The sequence below is a fragment of the Erythrobacter sp. BLCC-B19 genome, from assembly GCF_028621955.1.
In the GTDB taxonomy this organism is placed as follows: domain Bacteria; phylum Pseudomonadota; class Alphaproteobacteria; order Sphingomonadales; family Sphingomonadaceae; genus Erythrobacter.
Genome location: NZ_CP117516.1, coordinates 1,151,351 through 1,172,538, shown reverse-complemented (window position 1 = coordinate 1,172,538; position 21,188 = coordinate 1,151,351). Strand labels below are relative to the sequence as shown.

The window sequence follows — 21,188 nt, the reverse complement described above, 5'->3', positions numbered from 1 at the left end:
ATTGCCGGAGGGGCACAGACAGACCATGGAATCCACGCACCAGCACGCCGACATCGTCATCGTCGGCACCGGCCACGGCGGCGCGCAGGCGGCGATTGCGCTGCGCCAGCACGGCTTTGACGGCTCGATCCTGATGATCGGCCGCGACGATGCCCCGCCCTACGAACGGCCGCCGCTCTCGAAGGAATATCTCGCGGGCGAAAAGGGCTTCGAGCGGATCATGATCCGGCCCGAGCGGTTCTGGGCGGAGAAGGACATTGCCCTGCATCTGGGCGCGGCGGTGACGGCGATCGATCCCCATGCGCATCGCGTGACCCTGTCGGATGGGGGCGAGGTCACCTATGGCAAGCTGATCTGGTCGGGCGGCGGCGATCCGCGCCGCCTGCCCGTGCCGGGCGCGGTGCTGCCCCAGGTGTTCTACGTCCGCGACAAGTCCGATTCGGACGCGATGATGCAGGCACTGGCCGACGGGGCAAAACGCGCGCTGGTGATCGGCGGCGGCTATATCGGGCTGGAGGCGGCTGCCGTCCTGCGCAAGCTCGGTTGCGAGGTCACGCTGGTCGAGATGCTCCCGCGCCTGCTCGCGCGGGTCGCGGGCGAGGAATTGTCGGCCTTCTATGCCGAGGAGCACCGCCGTCAGGGGGTCGATGTGCGGCTCGAAACCGGGGTGCACGCGGTGCTGGGCGAGGAGGCGGGTAAGGTCACCGGCGTCAGGCTCGACAATGGCGACGAGGTCGCCTGCGACATGGTGGTGGTCGGCATCGGCATCGTGCCCGCTGTCGCGCCGCTGATTGCGGCAGGCGCGGCGGGATCGAACGGGGTCGACGTTGATGAGTACTGCCGCACGACGCTCGACGATGTCTTTGCGATCGGCGACTGTGCGGCGCACGCCAACGACTTTGCCGATGGCGCCGTGATCCGGCTGGAATCGGTGCAGAATGCCAACGACATGGCAAACACGGTGGCCCGCGCGATCATGGGCGACAAGCAGCCCTATCATGCGCTGCCGTGGTTCTGGTCGAACCAGTATGATCTCAAGCTCCAGACTGCCGGCCTCAGCCTCGGATTCGATGCGACCGTGCTGCGCGGCGATCCGGCGACGCGCAAGTTCACCGTGGTCTACATGAAACACGGCAAGCCGATTGCCTTCGACTGTGTGGGCACGATGAAGGACTATGTGCAGGCAAGAAAGCTGCTCGAGAGCGGCTGCGGCAAGATTGATCCGGCGGTGCTGGCCGACCCTGAGGTGGCGCTCAAGGACCTCCTGTAAGCTTGCCCAAGGCCCACTCCGCCGCCTCGGCAACGACCGGATCGGGATCGTCGGTTAACGCCGTCACCTGTGCGGTAAGCGCCGCATTGCCGCTATTGCCCGCCGCATAGAGGCAGTTGCGCACAAACCGGTCGCGCCCGATGCGCTTGATCGGGGAGCCGGAGAACAGCGCCCGGAACCCCGCATCGTCCAGCGCCAGCAATTCCCCCAGCCGCGGTGCGACCAGTTCGGCGCGGGGGAGGAATTCCCGCATCGCCTGTGCGGCCGAGGCAAACTTGTTCCACGGGCACACCGCCAGACAATCGTCGCAGCCGTAGATGCGGTTTCCCAGTCCCGCACGCAGTTCCTCGGGCACCGGCCCCTTGTGCTCGATGTTGAGGTAGGAAATGCACCGCCGCGCATCGAGCCGATAGGGCGCGGGGAAGGCATCGGTGGGGCACGCATCAAGACAGGCGCGGCAGCTTCCGCATTGGTCGCGGTGCGGCTCTGCCGGGGTCAGATCGAGCGTGGTGTAGATTGCTCCAAGAAACAGCCAGCTACCGTGGGTGGGGCTGACCATATTGGTGTGCTTGCCCTGCCAGCCGATCCCCGCCGCCTCGCCCAAGGGCTTTTCCATCACCGGGGCGGTGTCGACGAACACTTTCACCTGCGCGCCCGGCACCGCCTCCACCAGCCAGCGGGCCAGCGCCTTCAGGCGCTTCTTGACGACATCGTGATAGTCCTTGCCTTGCGCATAGACCGAGATGCGGGCGTGGGTATCCGACCCCTCCAGCGCCAGCGGATCATGCGCAGGCGCGTAACTCATGCCGAGCGCGATCACGCTTTTCGCCTCGGGCCATAGCCCTTGTGGGGAGCGGCGGTGATCGAGGCGGGTTGCCATCCATTCCATGCTGCCATGGTGCCCATCGCCCAGCCATTGCTCCAGCCGCGCAGCGCGCAGCGGGTCTTCCCCCGCGCTGGCAAAGCCGCATACCGCAAAGCCCTCGGCCAGCGCCCGTTCGGCGATCCTGTCAGGAAGGGTTGCGGGCGCGTTAACCATGTCTGGAGAGGCTCCCGTTTAATCCTGCCCGCTAACCGCGTATGCCATGGATATGGCGGTAAGCAATCATGCGGCGACGGGCAATCACGGGGACGGCTCCATCGCCGTTCCCGCCGATGCGCGTCCGCTGGCGATCGAGGCGCGCGGGCTGGTCAAGAGCTTTGACGGCACGCGCGCGGTGGACGGGGTGGACATTTCCGTCCCCGAGGGCGCGATCTACGGCATTCTCGGCCCCAACGGTGCGGGGAAGACCACGACGCTGCGGATGTTGCTCGGCATCATCGACCCGGATGAAGGCGTGCGCCGCGTGTTCGGGCATGACCGCCCGCATGATATTGGCCGGCTGATCGGCTACCTGCCCGAAGAGCGCGGGCTCTACCCGGCGATGAAGTGCATCGAGGCGATTGCCTTCATGGGTGCGCTGCGGGGTTTGCCCTTGAAAGAGGGCCGCGCTCGGGCGGTGGAGCTGCTCGAACGCCATGGCCTTGGCCATGCGGCAGACCGCCAGATCCGCCAGCTGTCCAAAGGCATGGCCCAGACCGTCCAGCTGCTCGGCACGCTGGTGCACAAGCCCCGGCTGGTGGTGCTGGACGAGCCGTTCTCCGGCCTCGATGCGATCAATCAGGGCAAGCTGGAACTGATGATCCGCGCGCTTGCCGATGATGGCGTGACCGTGATCTTCTCCACCCACGTGATCCACCATGCCGAACGCCTGTGCGAAGGCGTGGCGATCATCGCCGGGGGCAAGGTGCCCTATGCGGGGTCTGTCGAGGCCGCCCGTGACCGCATCCCGGCGCAGGTGCGGCTGGAAACGCGGGCGCGCGAAGGCGCATGGCTCAGCTTCCTGCCGCCTGAAACCCGCCGCAACGGCGACTTCTTCCAATTCCCCCTGCCCGCCACCGGGATCGAGCCGTTGCTCAAGGGCCTGATCGAAGGCGAGGCGGGCATCCTCTCGCTCTCGATCGAGCGCGCAGGCCTCCACGATGCCTTCGTCGCCATCGCGGGCGAGGCCGCCGCGCGCCAGCTGCAAGCCGATAACGAGGGAACCGCCCGATGAGCGAGAATCTCCGCCCGCGCCTCTCCGCGCTCGAAGCCGCATGGGTCATCGCCCGGCGCGATTTCGTCGCCGTGCTGTTCTCCCGCGCCTTCCTGTTCTTCCTTCTGGGGCCGCTGTTCCCGGTGATCGTCGGCGGCCTTGCCGGAAGCATCGGCGGCGAGGTGCAGCGCGAGGCGGTCAGCCTTGAGGTTGGCCTTGCCATGACCCCGCAGGAAAACGCCGCGATGATCGCTGCGGGCGAGCGGTTGTCGGGCCAGCTCGGCGGCGCGCTGCCCGATCTGCGCGCCGTGCCCGAAGCGGCGAGCGACCCCGCTTTCAACGCCCGCGCCTTCATGGAAGCGCGCCGGGGCAATTATGCCGCGATCATGACCGGCACCCTCGCCGAGCCCACGCTGGTCGGCACGCAGGGGCAATTGCGCCGCTGGAAGGGGCCGATCGGCCTCGTCGCCGCTGAAGCCACCAGCGCCGAACCGGCCAGCTTCCCGCCGGTCAGCACCGAAGTTGTCACCACCAGCGCCGCTTCCGAGCGCACGACCCGCATCCAGACCGCGCAGATCGCGCAGATGCTATTGTTCCTGCTGACGATGCTGCTGGCGGGCATGGTGCTGTCGAACCTGGTCGAGGAAAAGGCGAACAAGATCATCGAGATCCTCGCCGCCGCTATTCCGATGGACGCTGTATTCATGGGCAAGCTGTTTGCGATGCTCGCGGTCTCCTTCGTCGGGATCGCGGTGTGGGGCACGGTTGCCTGGGGGCTGTTTGCACTGGGCGGCGATGCGATCACGCAGGTCACCGGCTTCAACATCGCCAACCTGCCCGCGCCTGCGGTCGGCTGGCCGCTGTTCGTGGCGCTGGGGGTGGTCTATTTCGCGATGGCTTACCTGCTGCTCGGCGCCCTGTTCCTCACCATCGGTTCGATGGCGAGTTCGGTGCGCGAGGTGCAGACCCTGTCGATGCCCGTCACCATGATGCAGCTGATGGTGTTTTTCCTCGCCGCCTATACCATCAAGCAGCCCGGTTCCGCGCTGGAACTCGCCGCGATTGCCTTCCCGCTGTCCTCGCCCTTCGCGATGCTGGCGCGGGCGGCGATGGAGCCCGAGGTGTGGACGCACGTTGTTGCCCTCGCCTGGCAGGCGGTTGCTGTGGTGGCGCTGGTCAAGGGCGGCTCGCTGCTGTTCCGCAAGCGGGTGATGAAATCGGGTGGGGCGGGACGCGACAAGTCCCGCAAAAACGCTCGCCTCGCCGCCTGATCGGTTCCGATTCGCAACCTACTATTGACAAGGCTGTAAGTTAAGGCAGACTGCGACTCGGATCAGGGTGGCCCATCCACGAGGCCGCCCGACGGGAGACAGATATGGCCACGATTGCCCCGCCCACCCCGGTGCAGCGCCCGCAAGTGCGCCGCGAACCTTCGTCCTATGATGCGCTCAAGGCCCACTTCGAGAACCATCCCGAAGAGCGCCTCAGCCACCCCCATCCGTGGGATGTGAGCCGTTCGGACATCTATTTCGAGGACCGCTGGCAGCCGATCTTTGCCGAGATGCGCGCGGCAGGCCAATTGCACTGGATTCCCGAAAGCCCGTTCGGCCCCTATTGGGCAGTGGTTGGCCACAAGGCGATCCAGCATATCGAGGCGCTGCCAGAAACCTTCTCGTCGAGCTGGGAGCATGGCGGGATCACTATCCTGAACCGTCTGTCGGAAGAAGAGGCTGCCGCCAGCGGGGTCGAAAGCCGCGAATTGCCGATGTTCATCGCGATGGACCGCCCGCAGCACACCGGCCAGCGCCGCACCGTTGCCCCCAAGTTCACGCCCACGGCGATTCAGGACATGGAGGCCGAGATCCGCCAGCGCACCGGCGAGCTGCTCGACAGCCTGCCGCGCGGCAAAGTGTTCGACTGGGTCGATACCGTCTCGATCGAGCTGACCACCGGGATGCTCGCGATCCTTTTCGGCTTCCCCTGGGAAGACCGCCGCCTGCTGACCTTCTGGTCGGACTGGTCGGGCGATACCGAGCTCGCCACGGTGCGCGAACTCGACGAGATGCGCTGGGGCATCCTTCAGGAAATGGCGGCCTATTTCCAGTCGCTGTGGATCGAGCGCACGATGGACAGCGAGCCGGGCAATGATCTCATTTCGATGATGATCCATTCGCAGGCGATGAACCAGATGCGGCCCGAGGAATTCATGGGCAATCTGATCCTGCTGATCGTCGGCGGCAACGATACCACCCGCAACACGATGAGCGGGATCATCCACGCGCTCGACAAGTTCCCCGACCAGCGCAAGCTCTACGAGGAAAACCCCGACCTGATCCCCAACGCGGTGCAGGAGATCCTGCGGATGCAGGTGCCACTGGCCCATATGCGCCGCACCTGCACGGAGGATACCGAGGTCTTCGGCCAGCAGATCAAGGCCGGCGACAAGGTCGTGCTGTGGTACATCAGCGCGAACCGCGATGCAGAGGTGTTCGACAATCCCGACAAGCTCGACATCACCCGCGAGAATGCCCGCCGCCATTTGTCCTTCGGCTACGGCATCCACCGCTGCGTGGGCGCGCGGCTGGCAGAGCTTCAGCTGCGGGTGCTGCTCGAGGAAATGCACAAGCGCCGGATCCGCGTGCACGTCGCGGGCGATGTCGAGCGGGTGCGGGCGAACTTCGTCCACGGATTCCGCAAGCTCGAAGTGGAAATCACCACCTTCTGATGCCGCGACGGCAGGCGGGTGTGAAACTTCGGGCGGGTTTTCGGCGTATAAGGGGAGCGGGCGCGATGTCCGCTGCCACGGAGACACCGATGCACGTGCCTGTCCTCACCCGCCGCCGCCTGATCGCTGCCAGTGCCAGCCTTGCCGCGACGCTGCCCTTCGTGAGCGCCTGCGGGGCGGCCCCTGCCGAGGCGAAGTCCTATCCCAAGGGCAAGTCGAACGCCGAATGGAAGAAACTGCTGACCCGCGACCAGTATCACGTGCTGCGCGAAGCGGGGACGGAGCGCGCCTTCACCTCGCCGCTCAACAAGGAAAAGCGCAAAGGAACCTTCGTGTGCGCGGCTTGCGCCAACCCGCTCTATGCCTCGGCGCACAAGTATGACAGCGGCACCGGCTGGCCGAGCTTCTGGCAGGCGGTGGACAAGGGCGCGGTCGGTACCAGCACCGATTACCTCATCGGCTACGCCCGCACCGAAGTGCACTGCGCCGATTGCGGCGGGCATCTGGGCCACATTTTCGATGATGGCCCGCGCCCGACCGGCAAGCGGCACTGCATCAACGGGGTCGCGCTGAAGTTCGTCCCTGCCTAGGCGGCGTTGTCGTCCAGCAGCGCCGGCGCCTGAAGCTGCGCTGCCAGCCGCGCGAACTCGCCGAGCGTGAAGGTGTCGTCGAACACCACGCCATACTGACGATCACGCCGCCAGCGCACCTTGGCGCGGACATCGCGGGTTTCCCCGGCAAGACCGGGCGCAGCGATTCGCACCGTCTGGTCGATCGCCAGCAGCCGATCGCAGGTCAGCCGCGCGCCTTGCTGCGAGAGGTTTTCGACCACCGCCTCGAACTGGCCCGACAGGGTGGTCACCACCACCGGGAAACACAGCCCCAGCCGCAGGCCGCGCTTGGGATAGTCGCTCGATTCGTTGACCAGCTGCTCGACTGCGACAGGTTCGAGGAACGCGAAGCCGGCCTCGTTGTCGCGCTGCCACTTGCGGGTGATCTCATAGACCGCGCCCGCGGGCATATGCAGGGCGAAATCCTGGCACACCGGCAGGGCATGGAACAGGCGCACGCTCACTCCGGTTTCCGAGACATCGCGGATCACGCACACGAATTCGCCCTGGGCCGAGACCAGTTTGGCGGCGCGGATCAGCAGGGTGAAGCGCGGCGCGGCGCGCAGTTCGCTGCCGCCGACGTCGGGGCTCGGTTCGAGCGATGCGGGAGAGGTCGCTGGTTCCATGTCCTGTTGTCCCAATCCGACAGCCCCTGGTCCTGGCACTGGCGAGACACGCAGAAGACGCCTTTGTCTCCTGCTTCCAATCATGGATTACGTACAAGGCGTTAAGAGGGTGATAATGAGACAGAACCGCTGTCGCGCTTGTGCCCTGTCAAATGACGTAGGGGCGGCGGGGCGTTTCCCGCCTTCCTTCGGGCCGGGACTGGTACGGGCGGCGGGACTCGAACCCGCACGAGCAAAGCTCAGGGGATTTTAAGTCCCCGGCGTCTACCATTCCGCCACGCCCGCTTGACGCCAGCCTTTGGCACAGAATGACAGGATAAGGCCAGAGCTTGCCAGCAGCGCACCAAGCCGCCATTTCGGGCGCTTGGCAATCGACAAGGGGCGCGTGGCATGGCGGGCGAAGCATCAGACGCGCATTCGGTGGTGGCGACGATCCAGCCGGCGATCACGCTGCTGGGTCTCGGCATTGCCGCCGCGCTGGGTTCGCGCGCGTTGCGGCTCAATCCGATCGTTGGCTATCTCGGGCTCGGGCTGGGGCTGGCGAGCCTCGGCACGGCGGCCGATTTCAGCGGCCCGGTGGTTGCCGCGATGGCCGAAGCGGGGGTGATGTTCCTGCTGTTCAACCTTGGCCTGCACTTCTCCCTGGGGCGGATCCGGGCCGAGGCGGGCAATATCTTCGGCTTTGGCAGCCTGCAGATGCTGGTGGCGGGCGGCGGATTTGCCGCGCTGTTCTGGCTGATGGGCCTGCCCCCGGTGTTCGCGGTGATCGCGGGCTTCGGCATGGGCCTCTCCTCAACCGCGGTCGTCATCGGGCTGGTGCGCGAGCGGGGGCAGGAGGATTGCCCGGTGGGCCGCGCGGCGCAATCGATCCTGATCTTTCAGGACATCGCCGCGATCGCCTTGCTGGTCACGGCCGGGGCGATTGCCGAGGGCGGGGCGCTCGGCCCGGCACTGGGGATGGCCGCGGCCAAGGCGCTCGCCGCCTTCGGGATCGCGGTGCTGTTTTCCCGGTTCCTGACCGAGCCGCTGTTCGGCCTGATCGCCCGCGCGGGCACCACCGAGGTCTATACCGCGACCGCGCTGTTCATCGCGCTCGCCGCCGGATGGGCGACGGGGCAGGCGGGGCTCTCGCTGACGCTGGGTGCGTTCCTCGGCGGCATGGCGGTGGCGGATTCGCGCTATCGCATTCTGGTGCAGACCGAGATCGACGCCTTCCGCGGGCTGTTCCTGAGCTTCTTTTTCATCTCGGTCGGTCTCAGCATCGACCCGGCGCTGCTGGTGGCCGACTGGGTGCTGGTGGTGGGCCTGACGCTGGGAATGGTGGTGCTGAAATGTGCCTTCAACATGGGCGCAGCGCTGCTCAACCGCTGGTCGGTGCCCGGGTCGATCCAGCTCGGCTTCCTGCTGGGGCAGGGGAGCGAGTTCACGCTGGTGCTGCTGGCGCTGCCCGCGGTCGCCGGGCTGGCCGAACCGCGGCTGGTGTCCGCCATGGTCACCGCCATCGCGATCAGCCTCGCGGTGACGCCGCTGGTCTCGAACATCGGCCGCAAGCTGGCCGGGCGCCTGCGGCAAGGGCCGCCTGATGCCAAGCTGGCAGGCGATGATGCGCCGGTGCTGATCATCGGCCTCACCCCCGCAGGCCGGGCGGTGGCCGATGCGCTGGCGTTCAACGACATCGCCTACCTCGCAGTCGATGCCGATCACGACCGCTTCCAGATGGCACTGGCCGATGGCTACCACGCCCACAGCGCCAACCCCGCCGACCCGCGCAGCTGGGATGCCATCGGGATCGACCGGCGGCAGGTGCTGGTGATCGCGACCGGCGACACCGCGGTCTCGCGCGAAGTCACCCCGCTCGCACAGCAACGGATGCCGGGGGTGTCGCGGATCATCGCCGTGCCGGGGGCGGACGAGGCGGGCGAGATGGCCGAACTGGGGCTGGTGCCGGTCGACATGAGCATGAGCGGCGGGGCCGAGCGGCTGACCGATCTGGTCTTCGCCGCCCTCGGCCGTGAACGTGCGCTACCGGTGCCCGGCCTTGCCAGGGACGACCCGATGCCGCGCGCGGCGTGATGCCTTTGCCTCCAATGTTTCACGTGAAACATTCGGGCCAAACGCCTCCGGCCGCGCAGCGACCGCGATCATAGCACCATATTGAGAATCGCGCCGATTCGGCCCGCCAGCATACGGGCCGCAAGGCCGACCGGCCGCCCGCAGGCGCCCGTGGCGAAGCGGAGGAATAGCGCCGAGGACAAGGGCGCGAACGCGCCCTCGGGGCTCACTTATTCAGGCGCTCGCGGATTTCCTTGCCGGCCTTGAAATAGGGCACGCGCTTTTCCGGCACATCGACTGTCTCGCCGGTGCGCGGGTTGCGCCCGCTTCTTGCTTCGCGCTCACGCGTCGAAAAGGCACCGAAGCCGCGCAGTTCGACCCGGCCCCCTTCGGCCAGCCGCTGGGCAATCTCGTCGAAGAAGATATCCACCACCTGCTCGATCTCGTCAGCGCGCAGGTCGGGGTTGTCCTTGTGCAGTTCTTGCAGCAATTCGGATCTGATCATGGCGATCTCCACGACGCCCATGGACGGTCGAGCCGCCAAATCACGCCGTCAATGCGGGTTACCCCGTCGTTTCCTCAACTCGCCTCCGACCCGTGAGGCGCCCCCATTAATCCCACCCTTGCGGGTTATGCAACCCGCGAGTTTGGAATATGAACAGACTGTCAGAATTCGGGAAACTTCGCAACCTGCATAAGTGTCAGTAAGCGCGAATTATCCCTAAGTAAGAGCGAGTTCCGCCAGATCGAGGCCGAGCCGCTGCATCCGGCTGCGGATTTCGGGCCATTCCTCGCGCAGGAAGGCCTCGCGCTCGGCAGCGCGCAGGCGTTCGGCCGCACCGCGCACGACATACATCCCCACCCCGCGCTGCACTTCGACAAGGCCATCGTTCTGGAACTGTTGATAGGCCTTCGCCACCGTCAGCGGGTTCGCGCCCTGCTCGGCCGCCAGCGCCCGCACCGAAGGCAGCATCGCGCCCTCCGGATAGACCCCGTCGATAATCGCCGCGGCAATCTGGTCGCGCAGCTTGAGATAGACGGGGCGGTTGGTGTTGGGGTTCATGGTGCATCAGTGCCATAATACAGCCATGCGGTCAATTTTATTTGCGTGCCCGCCTCCGCGGGCACGTCCTCGGCGAGTTTCCGTCGCTTCGCGCCGGATCGCCTGCGGCTCGCGCGCGTGCGCTCGCGGTCGCTAGCGCGACCGACCTCGCGCTGTCGCAGTTTGTGTTTCCGCCTTGCGCTTTGGGCATTCCATTACGCTTGCACGCAACAAAAGCTTCACACGCGCGCATCAGGCGCTAGGGTGCGCTCCCATTGCGGTGGTGTGGTGAGGCACCTCCCCCTAACCATTCGATGGGGATCGAATACATGATGGATATTTCGCTGTGGGCGGAGGCCGAATGGATTGCGGCCATCGCCGTGCTGGTGCTGATCGTGTTTCTGGCGATCGGGGCCAAGATCGCGGTGCAGAGCGAGCCTGAGTTCGCCGGCCACCCCAAAGGCCTCTATATGCTGTTCTTCGCCGAGATGTGGGAGCGCTTCTCCTACTACGGTATGCGCGCGATTCTGATTTTCTACCTCACCCAGCACTGGCTGTTTTCCGACGGCAAATCGAACCTGATCTACGGCGCCTACACCTCGCTGGTGTACATCACCCCGGTGCTCGGCGGCTATTTGGCTGACCGTTATCTGGGCCAGCGCAAGGCGGTGCTGTTTGGCGGGTTGCTGCTGGCGATCGGTCACACGCTGATGGCGGTCGAGGGCACCGGCGGGCAGAACGATCCCACGATCAACGTGTTTTGGGCTGCGCTCGCCTTCATCATCGTCGGCTCGGGCTTCCTGAAGGCCAACATCTCGGTGATGGTCGGTCAGCTCTACAACCTCACCGACGTGCGCCGCGACGGTGCCTATACGATCTTCTACATGGGCATCAACGTGGGTGCGGCGCTGGGCACGATTCTGGTCGCCTACCTGGGCCAGCACCCCTCCTTCGGCTGGGGCTTCGGCTTTGGTCTGGCGGGCATCGGGATGCTGCTGGGCCTGATCGTCTTCGTGCTCGGCAAGGCCAGCCTGCGCGGCGCGGGCGAGGCGCCCAAGCTGCTGACCAAGGGCACGGAATACGGGCTCTATGGCATCGGCTTTGCCGCCGTCGCGGTGATCTGGGCGCTGGTGCAGTATCAGGACGTGATCCAGACGCTGCTGGCGATCTCGGGCGTGGCGCTGCTGGGCTACGTGCTGTTCGAGAGCTTCAAGCTGCCCAAGGAACCGCGTGAACGGATGTTCGCGATCCTGTTCCTGATCAGCCTCAACCCGCTGTTCTGGGGTCTGTTCGAGCAGGCGGGCGGATCGATGAACCTGTTCACCGATCGCTTTGTCGACCGCGCCGGGGTGCCGGCGGGGATCTTCCAGTCGATCAACCCGATCTACATTATCCTGATGGCGCCGGTCTTTGCCGGGCTGTGGCAGTGGCTCGGCAGCAAGGGGCGCGAGCCCTCGGCCCCGGCCAAGTTCGGTCTGGCGCTGGCGCAAATGGGCCTCGCCAACCTCGTGCTGGTGTGGGGCGCGGAAGCCTATGGCATCGCCGCGATGACCCCGGTGATCCTCGTGTTCGCCTACTACTTCTTCGCCACCACTGCCGAGCTGTGCCTCTCGCCTGTCGGTCTGTCGGCGATGAACCGGCTGGCGCCCAAGCACCTTGCGTCGCTGATCATGGGCGCATGGTTCTACATGACCGCGGTCGGCAACTTCGTGGCCGGCAAGATCGGCGAAGCGACCGGCGGGCATGGCGGCGAAATGACCAAGCAGGGTCTGCTCGACATCTACGAACTGTTCGGCTGGATCGCGATCGGGGCCGCCGTGGCGGTGCTGCTGGTCAGCCCGGTTGTGAAGAAGTGGATGCACCTCGACACGCTCAAGGACACCGCCCCCGTATCGGACGGCCCTTCACTCGCCAAGGCCGAGCCTGCCGAGTAACGAAAAGCGGACGCTCCAATCGTCCAACAGCATGGACAAACCTCGCGTTTTCGGTTCCAACAAGAACTTCGAATAACGCGAGGTTTGAATGTTTGCAGATACCAAGCGGCGCAGCAGGGGCGCCGGCGTAATTCTCACCCTCGCCAGTGCCCTGGCGCTGGCAGCGTGCTCGACTTCGGGCGGCGGGGCAAAGCCCGCCAATGCTTCGGACGCTCCGGAAAAGTCGGACAAGACCTTCGCCGCGACCAAGGCGGGCGATCCGGTGTTCGCCTCGACCTACAAGCCCTTCCCCAATGTCGCGACCGCCATCCGCGGCGCGACAATCTATGACGGCAAGGGCGGAAAGATCGAGAACGGCGTGGTGTTCATGTCGGGCGGCACAATCACCTCGGTCGGCGGGCCGGACACCCCGATCCCGGCCGACATCGCGGTGTTCGACGGCACGGGCAAGTTCGTCACCCCCGGCATCATCGACATTCACTCGCACCTTGGCGACTACCCCTCGCCCGGGGTCGAGGCCCATTCCGACGGCAACGAAGCCACCGCGCCGACCACGCCTGAAGTGTGGGCCGAACATTCGGTCTGGCCGCAAGACCCCGGCTTCAGCCGCGCGATGGCCAATGGCGGGATCACCGCGCTGCAAATCCTGCCCGGCTCGGCCAACCTGATGGGCGGGCGTTCGGTGACGCTCAAGAACGTGCCCGCGCGCACGGTGCAGGGGATGAAGTTCCCCGGCGCGCCCTATGGCCTCAAGATGGCCTGCGGCGAGAACCCCAAGCGCGTCTATGGCGGGCGTGGGCGGATGCCTTCGACCCGGATGGGCAACTTCGCGGTCAACCGCGAAACCTGGCTCGCCGCGATCGACTACGCCAACGAGAAAGACCCCAAGCGCGACCTCGCCAAGGAGACGCTGGTGGGCGTGCTAAAGGGCGAAATCCTCGTCCACAACCACTGCTACCGCGCCGACGAGATGGCGCTGGTGCTCGATATGGCCAAGGAGATGGGCTACAAGGTGTCGACCTTCCATCACGCGGTCGAAGCCTACAAGATCGGCGATCTGCTGAAAGAGAACGAGGTCTGCTCGGCGATCTGGGCCGACTGGTATGGCTTCAAGATGGAAAGCTACGACGGCATCCTTGAAAATGCCGCCTTCCTCCAGCGGGAGGGCGCCTGCGTGGTGATCCACTCGGACGACCAGAATGATATCCAGCGCCTCAATCAGGAGGCCGCCAAGGCGCAGGCCGCGGGCAAGCGCGTGGGGATCGACATTTCCGATGCCACCGTGATCGGCTGGATCACGCTTAACCCGGCCAAGGCGATGGGCATTGCCGACAAGACCGGCAGCCTTGAGGTCGGCAAGATGGCCGACGTGGTGCTGTGGAACGGCGATCCGCTGTCGGTCTATTCACGCCCCGAAAAGGTCTGGATCGACGGCGCACTGATGTTCGACGCGATGAACCCCAAGACAAGGCCCGTCAGCGATTTCGAGCTCGGCCAGCCCGGTGAAGGAGATGTGAAGTGAAGGCTCTCTCCCACCTTGGCCTCACCCTGGCCGCCAGCGCGCTGGCGCTTTCCGCCCCTGCCATGGCGCAGGATCTGGTCGTCACCAACGCCAAGCTGGTGATCGGCGATGGCTCCGCGCCGATCGAGGGCGGTGTCGTGATCGTGGATGACGGCAAGGTCGTGTTTGCAGGCAAGCCGACCCCCGGACAGACCTTCTCCACCGATGTGCTCGTCGATGCGGGCGGCGCGTGGGTCACCCCCGGCATCTTCGCCACGGTGACGACACTCGGCCTCGCGGATGTGTCGGCGGTGGATGAGAGCAACGACATCACCGCGGGCGAAACCCCGTTCAGCGCGGCGCTCGATGCGGCGACGGCGATCAACCCGACTTCGCAGCACATCCTTGTCCACAAGGCCGCCGGGATCACGCGGGCGACCACCTCGATGCTGCCGGCGGGCTCGATCTTCGCAGGGCAGGGCGCAATCATTGATCTGGATGGCGATGCCAGGCCGGTGATGCAGGCGCGCGCCTTCCAGATGATCAACCTCGGCGAAGGCGGGGCAGACCGGGCAGGCGGCAGCCGCTCGGCCGCGCACGCGCTGCTGCGCGCGGCGCTGCGTGAGGCGCAGGCACTGGCCGGCAAGCCCGGCATCCCCGAGACGACCGAGATCGGCAAGGATGACGAAGTGCTCCTCAGCCGCTTCGACGCCGAGGCGCTGGTGCCGGTGGTGACGGGCAAGCAGAAGCTCTATGTCGCGGCTGACCGGATGGCCGATATCCGCGCCGTGCTGGCGCTGAAGGCGGAATATCCCAAGCTCGATCTGGTGCTGGTTGGCGCGACCGAGGGCTGGCTGGTCGCCGACGAGATCGCGGCTGCCGGGGTGCCAGTGATCGCCAATGGCCTCATCGACCTGCCCGAAACCTTCGAGCAGCTGGGCGCGACCCAGTCCAATGTCGGACGGCTCGCCAAGGCGGGGGTAAAGGTCGCGGTCAACGCCGCGACCATGCAGGACCCGCGCCGCTTGCAGCAGGTGGCGGGCAATCTGGTGGCGCTGACCAAAATGCCCGGCGCGACCGGCCTGAGCTGGGATCAGGCCTTCGCCGCGATCAGTTCCGTCCCTGCCGAGATCAGCGGCATGGGCGGCAAGGCGGGGGTGCTCAAGCCCGGCGCGCTGGGCGATGTGGTGATCTGGACCGACGATCCGCTGGAGGTGGGCAGCGTGCCAAGCACGGTGTTCATCGGCGGGGTGAAGCAGGATCTCACCAACCACCAGACCCGCCTGCGCGACCGCTATCTCGACCTTGACGAGAGCAACCGGCCCAAGGCCTACGACTGGTAGGCGCGGGTCAGCGCAATCATGGCTCAGCCCTGCTGCGGCCAGCGCGCCGGGTTCTCGTCTGCGTCGAACAGATGCTCCGCGCCCCACGCGCCGAGCTGTTCATAGAGCGGCACCAGCGCGCGCGCCTTGTCCGTCAGGACATAGCGCGCGCGCTTGCCCTCGGGCGGGTCGCGCCGCATCAGCCCGGCCTCCTGCAGAATTGCCAGGCGTGAGGTCAGCGCGGCGCGGTTGATGCCGAGCCGCTCGACGAATTCCTCGAACCGCTCTGCCCCCAGAAACGCATCGCGCAGGATCAGCAGCGCCCAGCGATCCCCCAGCACGCGCGCGGCACGAGCGATGGGGCAGGGCGCGCGCGAGGGGCGATAGGTCTTCATCGGTCTGATTATCAGACTTGCGCGGCCTGATGGCAAGCGGCATAACATCTGCATTGCAGACTTTAAGGACCCCGCACCATGGCCACTCCCCTCCCCAACCGCTTCGCCTCGCCTGAGGAATCCATCGCCTACATGAAGAAGGTGGCGGTCGCCCGGTCGGGCTTTTCGAGCTGGCTCGCGGTCGAACCGGTTAAGGTCTGGGAGGGGGAGAGCGAATTGACGCTCGACCTGCGGCCCGAAATGACCCAGCACCATGGCTATGCCCATGGCGCGATTGTGGGCCTGATGGCGGACAATGCCTGCGCCTGGGCGGGTGCCTCGGTCGCGGGGGACGTGGTGACCGGGGGCTACACCATCGACTTCCTGCGCCCGGCCAAGGGGGAGCGGCTGCGCGCCCGCGGAACGGTGATCCGCGCGGGCAAGCGGCAGGTGGTGGTGCGCGCCGATGTCTGGGCGGAAAGCGAGGGCGAGGCTCCGGTCCATGTTGCCGCCGCGCAGGCGACGATTGTCCCCACCGGGATTGTTCCCACCGCTGCGGCCGCCTAGCCCGGCCCGCCGACCCGTGTTAGCCTGTGGCTTATGGATGGGGATCTGATCACGCTCGCCGCGGCCAATGCCGCTTTCGTCGGTTCGCACTTTGCCATGTCGCACCCGCTGAGGGCGCCGATGGTGCGGGCGCTTGGGGAGAAGGGCTTCACTCTCGCCTATACGGTGGTGAGTTTCGCGACGCTGGGCTGGGTCGCCCATGCCTTTGGCGTGGCACCGGGGGGCGACTTGCCCGGATCGGGCACAGCGGGCTGGATCGCCGCAAGCGTATTGACATGGCTGGCGATGGTGCTGCTGGCAGGCTCTTTCATCGGCAACCCGGCCCTGCCGACCCCGATGGCGGAGGCGCAGGCGCGCAGCGAGCCCAAGGGCGTGTTCCGCGTCACCCGGCATCCGATGATGTGGGCCATCGGCCTGTGGGCGGCCTCGCACCTGATCCTGTTCTGGAGCACCCGCACGATGATCACCGCCTTCGCGATGGGCGTGCTGGCACTGGCCGGGTCGAAACTGCAGGACGGCAAGAAGGCGAGGCTGATGGGCGCGGCCTGGGGTGAATGGTCGGCGAAGACCTCCTACTGGCCGCGGCTCGGCCAGCTGTTCAGCGTGGGTGCGGTGCCGCTGGTGGCGGGCACCGCACTGTGGCTTGCGGGCAGCTGGGTGCACCTGTGGCACGCCGGGATCCCGGCGGGCGTGTGGCGCTGGGTGGGCTGACTATTCGCCGGTGAACACGCCGCTGCGCTTTTCCAGCAGCGCGGCGATCCCTTCGGCATGGTCAGCGGTGGTGTGCATCATCGCCTGGGTGTTGGCGGCGAGTTCCAGCGCGGTGTCGTAGCTGGTCTGCTGGCCCTGTCGCAGCAGGTTCTTGGTGTGGCGCAGCGAGTGAGGGGGGAGAGCGGCGATCTTGCCCGCCAGCGCGCGCGCCTCGTCCATCAGCGCTTCCGGAGCCACGACCCGGCTGACCAAGCCCCAATCCTTCGCCGTCGCGGCGTCGATCACATCGCCGGTGTAGAACAGCTCAGCAGCGCGGCTCATGCCGATCACGCGCGGGAGGATCCAGGTGCCGCCATCGCCGGGGATGATGCCGAGCTTGAGGAACGTCACCCCGAACTTCGCGGTTTCGCTCGCGATGCGGATGTCGGCGAGGCAGGCGACGTCGCAGCCGAGCCCAATCGCCGGGCCGTTGACCGCCGCGATCACCGGCACGCGCAACCCATACAGCGCGCGCAGCATCTGGTGGATGTTGTCGCGGTAGCCATCGGAAATCGCCGGGGTCGAGCCGCCGAAGGTGCCGGTCTTGTCACGCATCGCCTTGACATCGCCGCCCGCGCTGAAGGCCCGGCCCGCGCCGGTCAGGATCACCACCCGGCATTCCATGTCGCGGTTGATCGCATTGGCGACGCGGACAAACTCGTCCCCATCCCCCGGCGCGCCCAGCGGGTTCATGGTCTCGGCCCGGTCAAGGGTGAGGATGGTGACGGAGCCTTCCTTGGCAATCTGGATCAACGACATAAGCAACCTTGCACGTTTGCGACATATAATTCACCTTGCGTATAGGCGGGGCATGGCAAGGGCAAGACAGGCAACCTGTCGTCATTGCTAATGATAGGGGGCGAAGCGGAGAACCTGATTGCCCACCCTTGCCCTGCTTGCCGTGTCGCCCGGAATGCTCGCCGCAGCACTGCCTGCCGCGCCTGCACCGCTGCCGGTGGAATGGAGCCTCGCCGCCGCCGAACAGGCCAACCCGCCCGCAGAAGCGCCTCCCGCCGCGCCCCCGCCCACTGACGAATCCGCTCCGGCACCCGAGGGCGACGAGCCGGTCAGCGAAATCGTGGTCGAGGGTGAATATGGCCCGCCCAAGTCCGATCCGATGGAGCGCGTCAACGAGGAAACCTACCGCATTACCCAGGCGGTCGATTCCGCCGTGATCGAGCCGGTCGCCTATGCCTATCGCGATGGCCTGCCCGAACCGGTGCGCGATGGCCTCGGCAACGTGGTGCGCAATCTGGGCGAGCCGAGCAATGCGCTCAATTTCCTGCTGCAAGGCAAGGTCGGCAAGGCGTTCGGCAGCCTCGGGCGCTTCGCGATCAACTCGACCATCGGCGTGGGCGGGTTGTTCGATGTGGCGGGCAAGGGCGCGAAGATCCCCTATCGTCGCAATGGCTTTGCCAACACGCTGGGCTTCTACGGGGTGGGGCCGGGGCCATACCTCTATCTGCCGGTGACAGGCGCAACCACGGTGCGCGATCTGGTCGGCAGCACGCTCGATCAGGCGCTGCTGCCCTTTGTCGTGGGCAAGCCTTTCAACCGGCCCGAATATGCGGTGACCTATTTCGTGGTGAACGGCCTCGATCAGCGGCTCGATTTTGACGAGGAGCTGGCGCGCATCCAGTCCTCCGACGATCCCTACCTGATGCGGCGCGAAACCTACCTCGCCAAACGCCGCGCCGATATCGCCCAGCTGAAGGGCGAGCCGATTTCGGAAATGGATCAGATGCGGCTTGATGAACTGAAGGGCGAGCCCGAGGCAGATGCGCCCGCCGAAGCGGAGCCGCCCGCCGATGCCACCCCGCCCGAACCCCCGGCCAACCCCGAGGCGATTGCGATTACCCAGCCGCGTTAGCGGGTGCCTGCAATCCGTTCCTCAAGTTGCCGTTCAAACTCGGTCTGCGGACGATGGGCGCGGATCGCCTCGACGATGGCGGTCTGCGGCTGATCGAGGAACATCGTGAAAATCCAGGCATCGCCAAAGAAGCCACGCGCCGCGCTGCCGTTGACGCGGTAGATCATGCGGCGATGGAAACGCTCGATCGGATACATCGCAGGCTTGTGCACCGTTACCGACAGGCGGCCCCAGTCGGCATGCAGGCTCTTGATCGAGCGCAGAGCGATCCGCTTTTCGCCATGTGAGCGGATATACAGCCCTCCGCCGTCGATGATGACCTGCGGACGCCGGTCGAAGAGGCGGATGGCGTGCGCGGCGGCGATCCCCCCAAAGAACACCAGCGCGGGACTGCCGAGCACCGGGCCTACGGTCTTCAGGGCCAGCAAGGCCATTGCCGCCGACAAGGCCAACCAAAAAAACAACAAGAGCGGTGAAAAACGCGCGACGAAAGGCTCGCCCGCAGCCACCTTGTCAGGCCCGCACTTCCTCGCCCGTCTCGATCCCGGCGCTGTTGTGCTTGAGCGCCTTGAGCACGGTATCCACGATCTGCGGCGCGTTCAGCCCGGCCTCGTCATATTGCTTCATCGGATCGTCGTGATCGATGAAGGTATCGGGCAGGCGCAGCGTGCGGACCTTCAACCCGTTGTCGGTGAGGCCGGTGTCGCTCGCGAAGGTCAGCACGTGCGCGCCGAGGCCGCCGATGGCGCCTTCCTCGACCGTCACGATCACCTCGTGGCTGCGCATCAGCTTGGCGATCAGTTCCTCGTCCAGCGGCTTGGCAAAGCGCAGGTCGGCGACCGTGGTGGAGAGCCCCTTGGCCTCGAGCGTGTCGGCGGCCTTGAGCGCCTCGGTCAGCCGCGCGCCCAGCGAGAGGATCGCGACCTTGGTGCCTTCGCGCACCAAGCGGCCCTTGCCGATTTCGAGCTTCACCGGAACCTCGGGAAGCGGCACCCCGGTGCCGTTGCCGCGCGGGTAGCGGAAGGCGATCGGGCCTTCGTCATACTCGGCGGCGGTGTAGGTCATGTGGACCAGCTCGGCCTCGTCGGCGGCGGCCATGACGACCATGTTGGGCAGGGTGGCGAGATAGGTGATGTCGAAGCTCCCCGCATGGGTCGCCCCGTCCGCGCCGACCAGCCCCGCACGGTCGATGGCGAAGCGCACCGGCAGGTTCTGGATGCACACATCGTGCACCACCTGGTCATAGGCGCGCTGGAGGAAGGTCGAATAGATTGCCGCGAAGGGCCGCATCCCCTCGGCAGCGAGGCCCGCCGCGAAGGTCACCGCGTGCTGCTCGGCAATGCCGACATCGAAGGTGCGGGAGGGGTGCGCCTTGGCGAACTTGTCGACGCCGGTGCCGCTCGGCATGGCGGCGGTGATCGCGCAGATCTTGTCGTCGGTCTCGGCAAGCTTGGCGAGCGTCAGGCCGAACACATCCTGATAGGCGGGCGCAGACGGCGCGCTCTTGGCCTTTTCGCCGGTGACGACGTTAAACTTGGGCACGCCGTGATACTTGTCAGCCGAGTTTTCGGCCGGGGCATAGCCCTTGCCCTTTTCGGTCACGACATGGATCAGCACCGGGCCTTCGCTGGTGTCGCGCACATTCTCAAGCACGGGGAGCAGGTGATCGAGGTTGTGCCCGTCAATCGGGCCGACATAGTAGAAGCCCAGTTCCTCGAACAACGTGCCGCCGGTCACCATGCCGCGCGTGAATTCCTCGGCCTTGCCGATGGTGTCGTGGAGGCGGCGGCTCATCTTCTTGACGGCGCGGCTGGCAAGGCTGCGGATGCCGAGATATTCGCTCGAGGACACCATCCGCGCGAGATAGGCCGACAGCCCGCCGACGGGCGGCGCGATCGACATATCATTGTCGTTGAGGATCACGATCAGCCGGTTGCCCGCCTGCGCGGCGTTGTTCATCGCCTCATAGGCCATGCCGGCGCTCATCGAGCCGTCACCGATCACCGCGATCCCGCGGCCCGGCTTGTTCTGGAGCTTGTTGGCGATGGCAAAGCCCAGCGCCGCGCTGATCGAGGTGGACGAGTGCGCCGCGCCGAAGGGGTCGTATTCGCTCTCGCTGCGCTTGGTGAAGCCGCTCAGACCCCCGCCTTGGCGCAGGGTGCGGATGCGGTCGCGCCGCCCGGTGATGATCTTGTGCGGGTAGCACTGGTGGCCCACGTCCCAGACCAGCTTGTCGTCGGGCGTGTTGAAGACATAGTGGATCGCCACGGTCAGCTCGACCACGCCCAGCCCTGATCCGAGGTGGCCGCCGGAGACGCTCACCGCGTCGATCATTTCGGCGCGCAGCTCATCGGCGAGCTGGCGGAGCTGTTCGGGCTTGAGGCGGCGCAGGTCGTCAGGCGTGTTGACGAGGTCGAGAAGCGGCGTGTGCGGCGGTTGATTCATAACTTTCAGCCTTACACACGGAAA

Annotated in this window: 20 protein-coding genes and 1 tRNA gene; 12 read left to right on the top strand and 9 right to left on the bottom strand. The window is 66.2% G+C overall.

Annotated elements, in window-relative coordinates:
• Positions 1 to 25 precede the first annotated feature (25 nt).
• The gene (locus PS060_RS05360) at positions 26 to 1,270 is read left to right on the top strand and encodes an NAD(P)/FAD-dependent oxidoreductase (protein ID WP_273986029.1); all 1,245 of its coding nucleotides are present in this window, start codon (positions 26 to 28) and stop codon (positions 1,268 to 1,270) included.
• Here PS060_RS05360 and queG read toward each other — a convergent pair.
• Positions 1,254 to 2,309: a tRNA epoxyqueuosine(34) reductase QueG gene (queG, locus tag PS060_RS05355; RefSeq protein WP_273986028.1), complete on the bottom strand. Its 1,056-nt coding sequence runs from the start codon at positions 2,307 to 2,309 to the stop codon at positions 1,254 to 1,256. The genes PS060_RS05360 and queG overlap by 17 nt on opposite strands.
• A 46-nt stretch (positions 2,310 to 2,355) precedes the next feature.
• Here queG and PS060_RS05350 point away from each other — a divergent pair, with 46 nt between their 5' ends.
• The 4 genes from PS060_RS05350 to msrB all read left to right on the top strand — a co-directional run bounded on the left by PS060_RS05350 (position 2,356) and on the right by msrB (position 6,660).
• A complete protein-coding gene (locus PS060_RS05350) occupies positions 2,356 to 3,366 on the top strand; it encodes an ABC transporter ATP-binding protein (protein WP_273986025.1) in 1,011 nt (336 codons plus the stop codon).
• The gene (locus PS060_RS05345) at positions 3,363 to 4,616 is read left to right on the top strand and encodes an ABC transporter permease (protein ID WP_273986024.1); all 1,254 of its coding nucleotides are present in this window, start codon (positions 3,363 to 3,365) and stop codon (positions 4,614 to 4,616) included. Before PS060_RS05350 ends, PS060_RS05345 begins: the two co-directional genes overlap by 4 nt.
• Positions 4,617 to 4,720: 104 nt before the next feature.
• The gene (locus tag PS060_RS05340) at positions 4,721 to 6,070 is read left to right on the top strand and encodes a cytochrome P450 (RefSeq protein WP_273986022.1); all 1,350 of its coding nucleotides are present in this window, start codon (positions 4,721 to 4,723) and stop codon (positions 6,068 to 6,070) included.
• An 89-nt stretch (positions 6,071 to 6,159) separates the two neighbouring features.
• Positions 6,160 to 6,660, top strand: a complete 501-nt coding sequence (gene msrB / locus PS060_RS05335; protein ID WP_273986852.1) for a peptide-methionine (R)-S-oxide reductase MsrB — start codon at positions 6,160 to 6,162, stop codon at positions 6,658 to 6,660.
• On the opposite strand, the gene PS060_RS05330 is transcribed toward msrB, so the two are convergent.
• Together PS060_RS05330 and PS060_RS05325 are read right to left on the bottom strand one after the other, a co-directional pair.
• Positions 6,657 to 7,307, bottom strand: a complete 651-nt coding sequence (locus tag PS060_RS05330; RefSeq protein ID WP_273986020.1) for a PilZ domain-containing protein — start codon at positions 7,305 to 7,307, stop codon at positions 6,657 to 6,659. The genes msrB and PS060_RS05330 overlap by 4 nt on opposite strands.
• Positions 7,308 to 7,507: 200 nt before the next feature.
• Positions 7,508 to 7,592 (bottom strand) — tRNA-Leu (locus PS060_RS05325).
• A 105-nt stretch (positions 7,593 to 7,697) separates the two neighbouring features.
• Between PS060_RS05325 and PS060_RS05320 the strand changes: the two genes are divergently transcribed.
• Positions 7,698 to 9,380, top strand: coding sequence for a cation:proton antiporter domain-containing protein (locus tag PS060_RS05320; RefSeq protein ID WP_273986019.1), 1,683 nt, complete (start codon positions 7,698 to 7,700; stop codon positions 9,378 to 9,380).
• A 205-nt stretch (positions 9,381 to 9,585) separates the two neighbouring features.
• Here PS060_RS05320 and PS060_RS05315 read toward each other — a convergent pair whose 3' ends face one another.
• Both PS060_RS05315 and PS060_RS05310 read right to left on the bottom strand, forming a co-directional pair.
• Positions 9,586 to 9,864 carry an integration host factor subunit beta gene (locus tag PS060_RS05315; RefSeq protein ID WP_017664490.1) on the bottom strand — a complete coding sequence of 93 codons (279 nt, stop codon included), beginning with the start codon at positions 9,862 to 9,864 and terminating at the stop codon, positions 9,586 to 9,588.
• Positions 9,865 to 10,080: 216 nt separating this feature from the next.
• On the bottom strand, positions 10,081 to 10,422 hold the full coding sequence (locus tag PS060_RS05310) for a GntR family transcriptional regulator (protein ID WP_273986017.1): 342 nt from the start codon (positions 10,420 to 10,422) through the stop codon (positions 10,081 to 10,083).
• Positions 10,423 to 10,730: 308 nt separating this feature from the next.
• Here PS060_RS05310 and PS060_RS05305 point away from each other — a divergent pair, with 308 nt between their 5' ends.
• From PS060_RS05305 to PS060_RS05295, 3 genes are all read left to right on the top strand, one after another.
• Positions 10,731 to 12,335: a peptide MFS transporter gene (locus PS060_RS05305; protein ID WP_273986851.1), complete on the top strand. Its 1,605-nt coding sequence runs from the start codon at positions 10,731 to 10,733 to the stop codon at positions 12,333 to 12,335.
• A gap of 88 nt (positions 12,336 to 12,423) precedes the next feature.
• A complete protein-coding gene (locus PS060_RS05300) occupies positions 12,424 to 13,857 on the top strand; it encodes an amidohydrolase (protein ID WP_273986016.1) in 1,434 nt (477 codons plus the stop codon).
• Positions 13,854 to 15,179, top strand: a complete 1,326-nt coding sequence (locus tag PS060_RS05295) for an amidohydrolase family protein (RefSeq protein WP_273986014.1) — start codon at positions 13,854 to 13,856, stop codon at positions 15,177 to 15,179. The genes PS060_RS05300 and PS060_RS05295 overlap by 4 nt, the downstream gene beginning before the upstream one ends.
• Positions 15,180 to 15,202: 23 nt before the next feature.
• Here the strand turns inward: PS060_RS05295 and PS060_RS05290 are convergent, their stop codons facing one another.
• Entirely contained in the window at positions 15,203 to 15,553 is a 351-nt protein-coding gene (locus PS060_RS05290) for a winged helix-turn-helix transcriptional regulator (protein WP_273986012.1), read from the bottom strand.
• A gap of 78 nt (positions 15,554 to 15,631) precedes the next feature.
• On the opposite strand from PS060_RS05290, the gene PS060_RS05285 reads away from it, so the two are divergent.
• Entirely contained in the window at positions 15,632 to 16,099 is a 468-nt protein-coding gene (locus PS060_RS05285; RefSeq protein WP_273986010.1) for a PaaI family thioesterase, read from the top strand.
• Between the two features lie 33 nt (positions 16,100 to 16,132).
• A complete protein-coding gene (locus PS060_RS05280) occupies positions 16,133 to 16,810 on the top strand; it encodes an NnrU family protein (RefSeq protein WP_273986009.1) in 678 nt (225 codons plus the stop codon).
• Here PS060_RS05280 and PS060_RS05275 read toward each other — a convergent pair whose 3' ends face one another.
• A complete protein-coding gene (locus PS060_RS05275) occupies positions 16,811 to 17,608 on the bottom strand; it encodes a crotonase/enoyl-CoA hydratase family protein (RefSeq protein WP_273986008.1) in 798 nt (265 codons plus the stop codon). It abuts the gene before it with no gap.
• A gap of 118 nt (positions 17,609 to 17,726) precedes the next feature.
• Between PS060_RS05275 and PS060_RS05270 the strand changes: the two genes are divergently transcribed.
• Positions 17,727 to 18,719, top strand: coding sequence for an MlaA family lipoprotein (locus tag PS060_RS05270; RefSeq protein WP_273986006.1), 993 nt, complete (start codon positions 17,727 to 17,729; stop codon positions 18,717 to 18,719).
• Here the strand turns inward: PS060_RS05270 and PS060_RS05265 are convergent.
• Positions 18,716 to 19,228, bottom strand: coding sequence for a hypothetical protein (locus PS060_RS05265; RefSeq protein WP_273986004.1), 513 nt, complete (start codon positions 19,226 to 19,228; stop codon positions 18,716 to 18,718). The genes PS060_RS05270 and PS060_RS05265 overlap by 4 nt on opposite strands.
• A 4-nt stretch (positions 19,229 to 19,232) precedes the next feature.
• Positions 19,233 to 21,164, bottom strand: a complete 1,932-nt coding sequence (gene dxs / locus PS060_RS05260; RefSeq protein WP_273986001.1) for a 1-deoxy-D-xylulose-5-phosphate synthase — start codon at positions 21,162 to 21,164, stop codon at positions 19,233 to 19,235.
• Positions 21,165 to 21,188 lie beyond the last annotated feature (24 nt).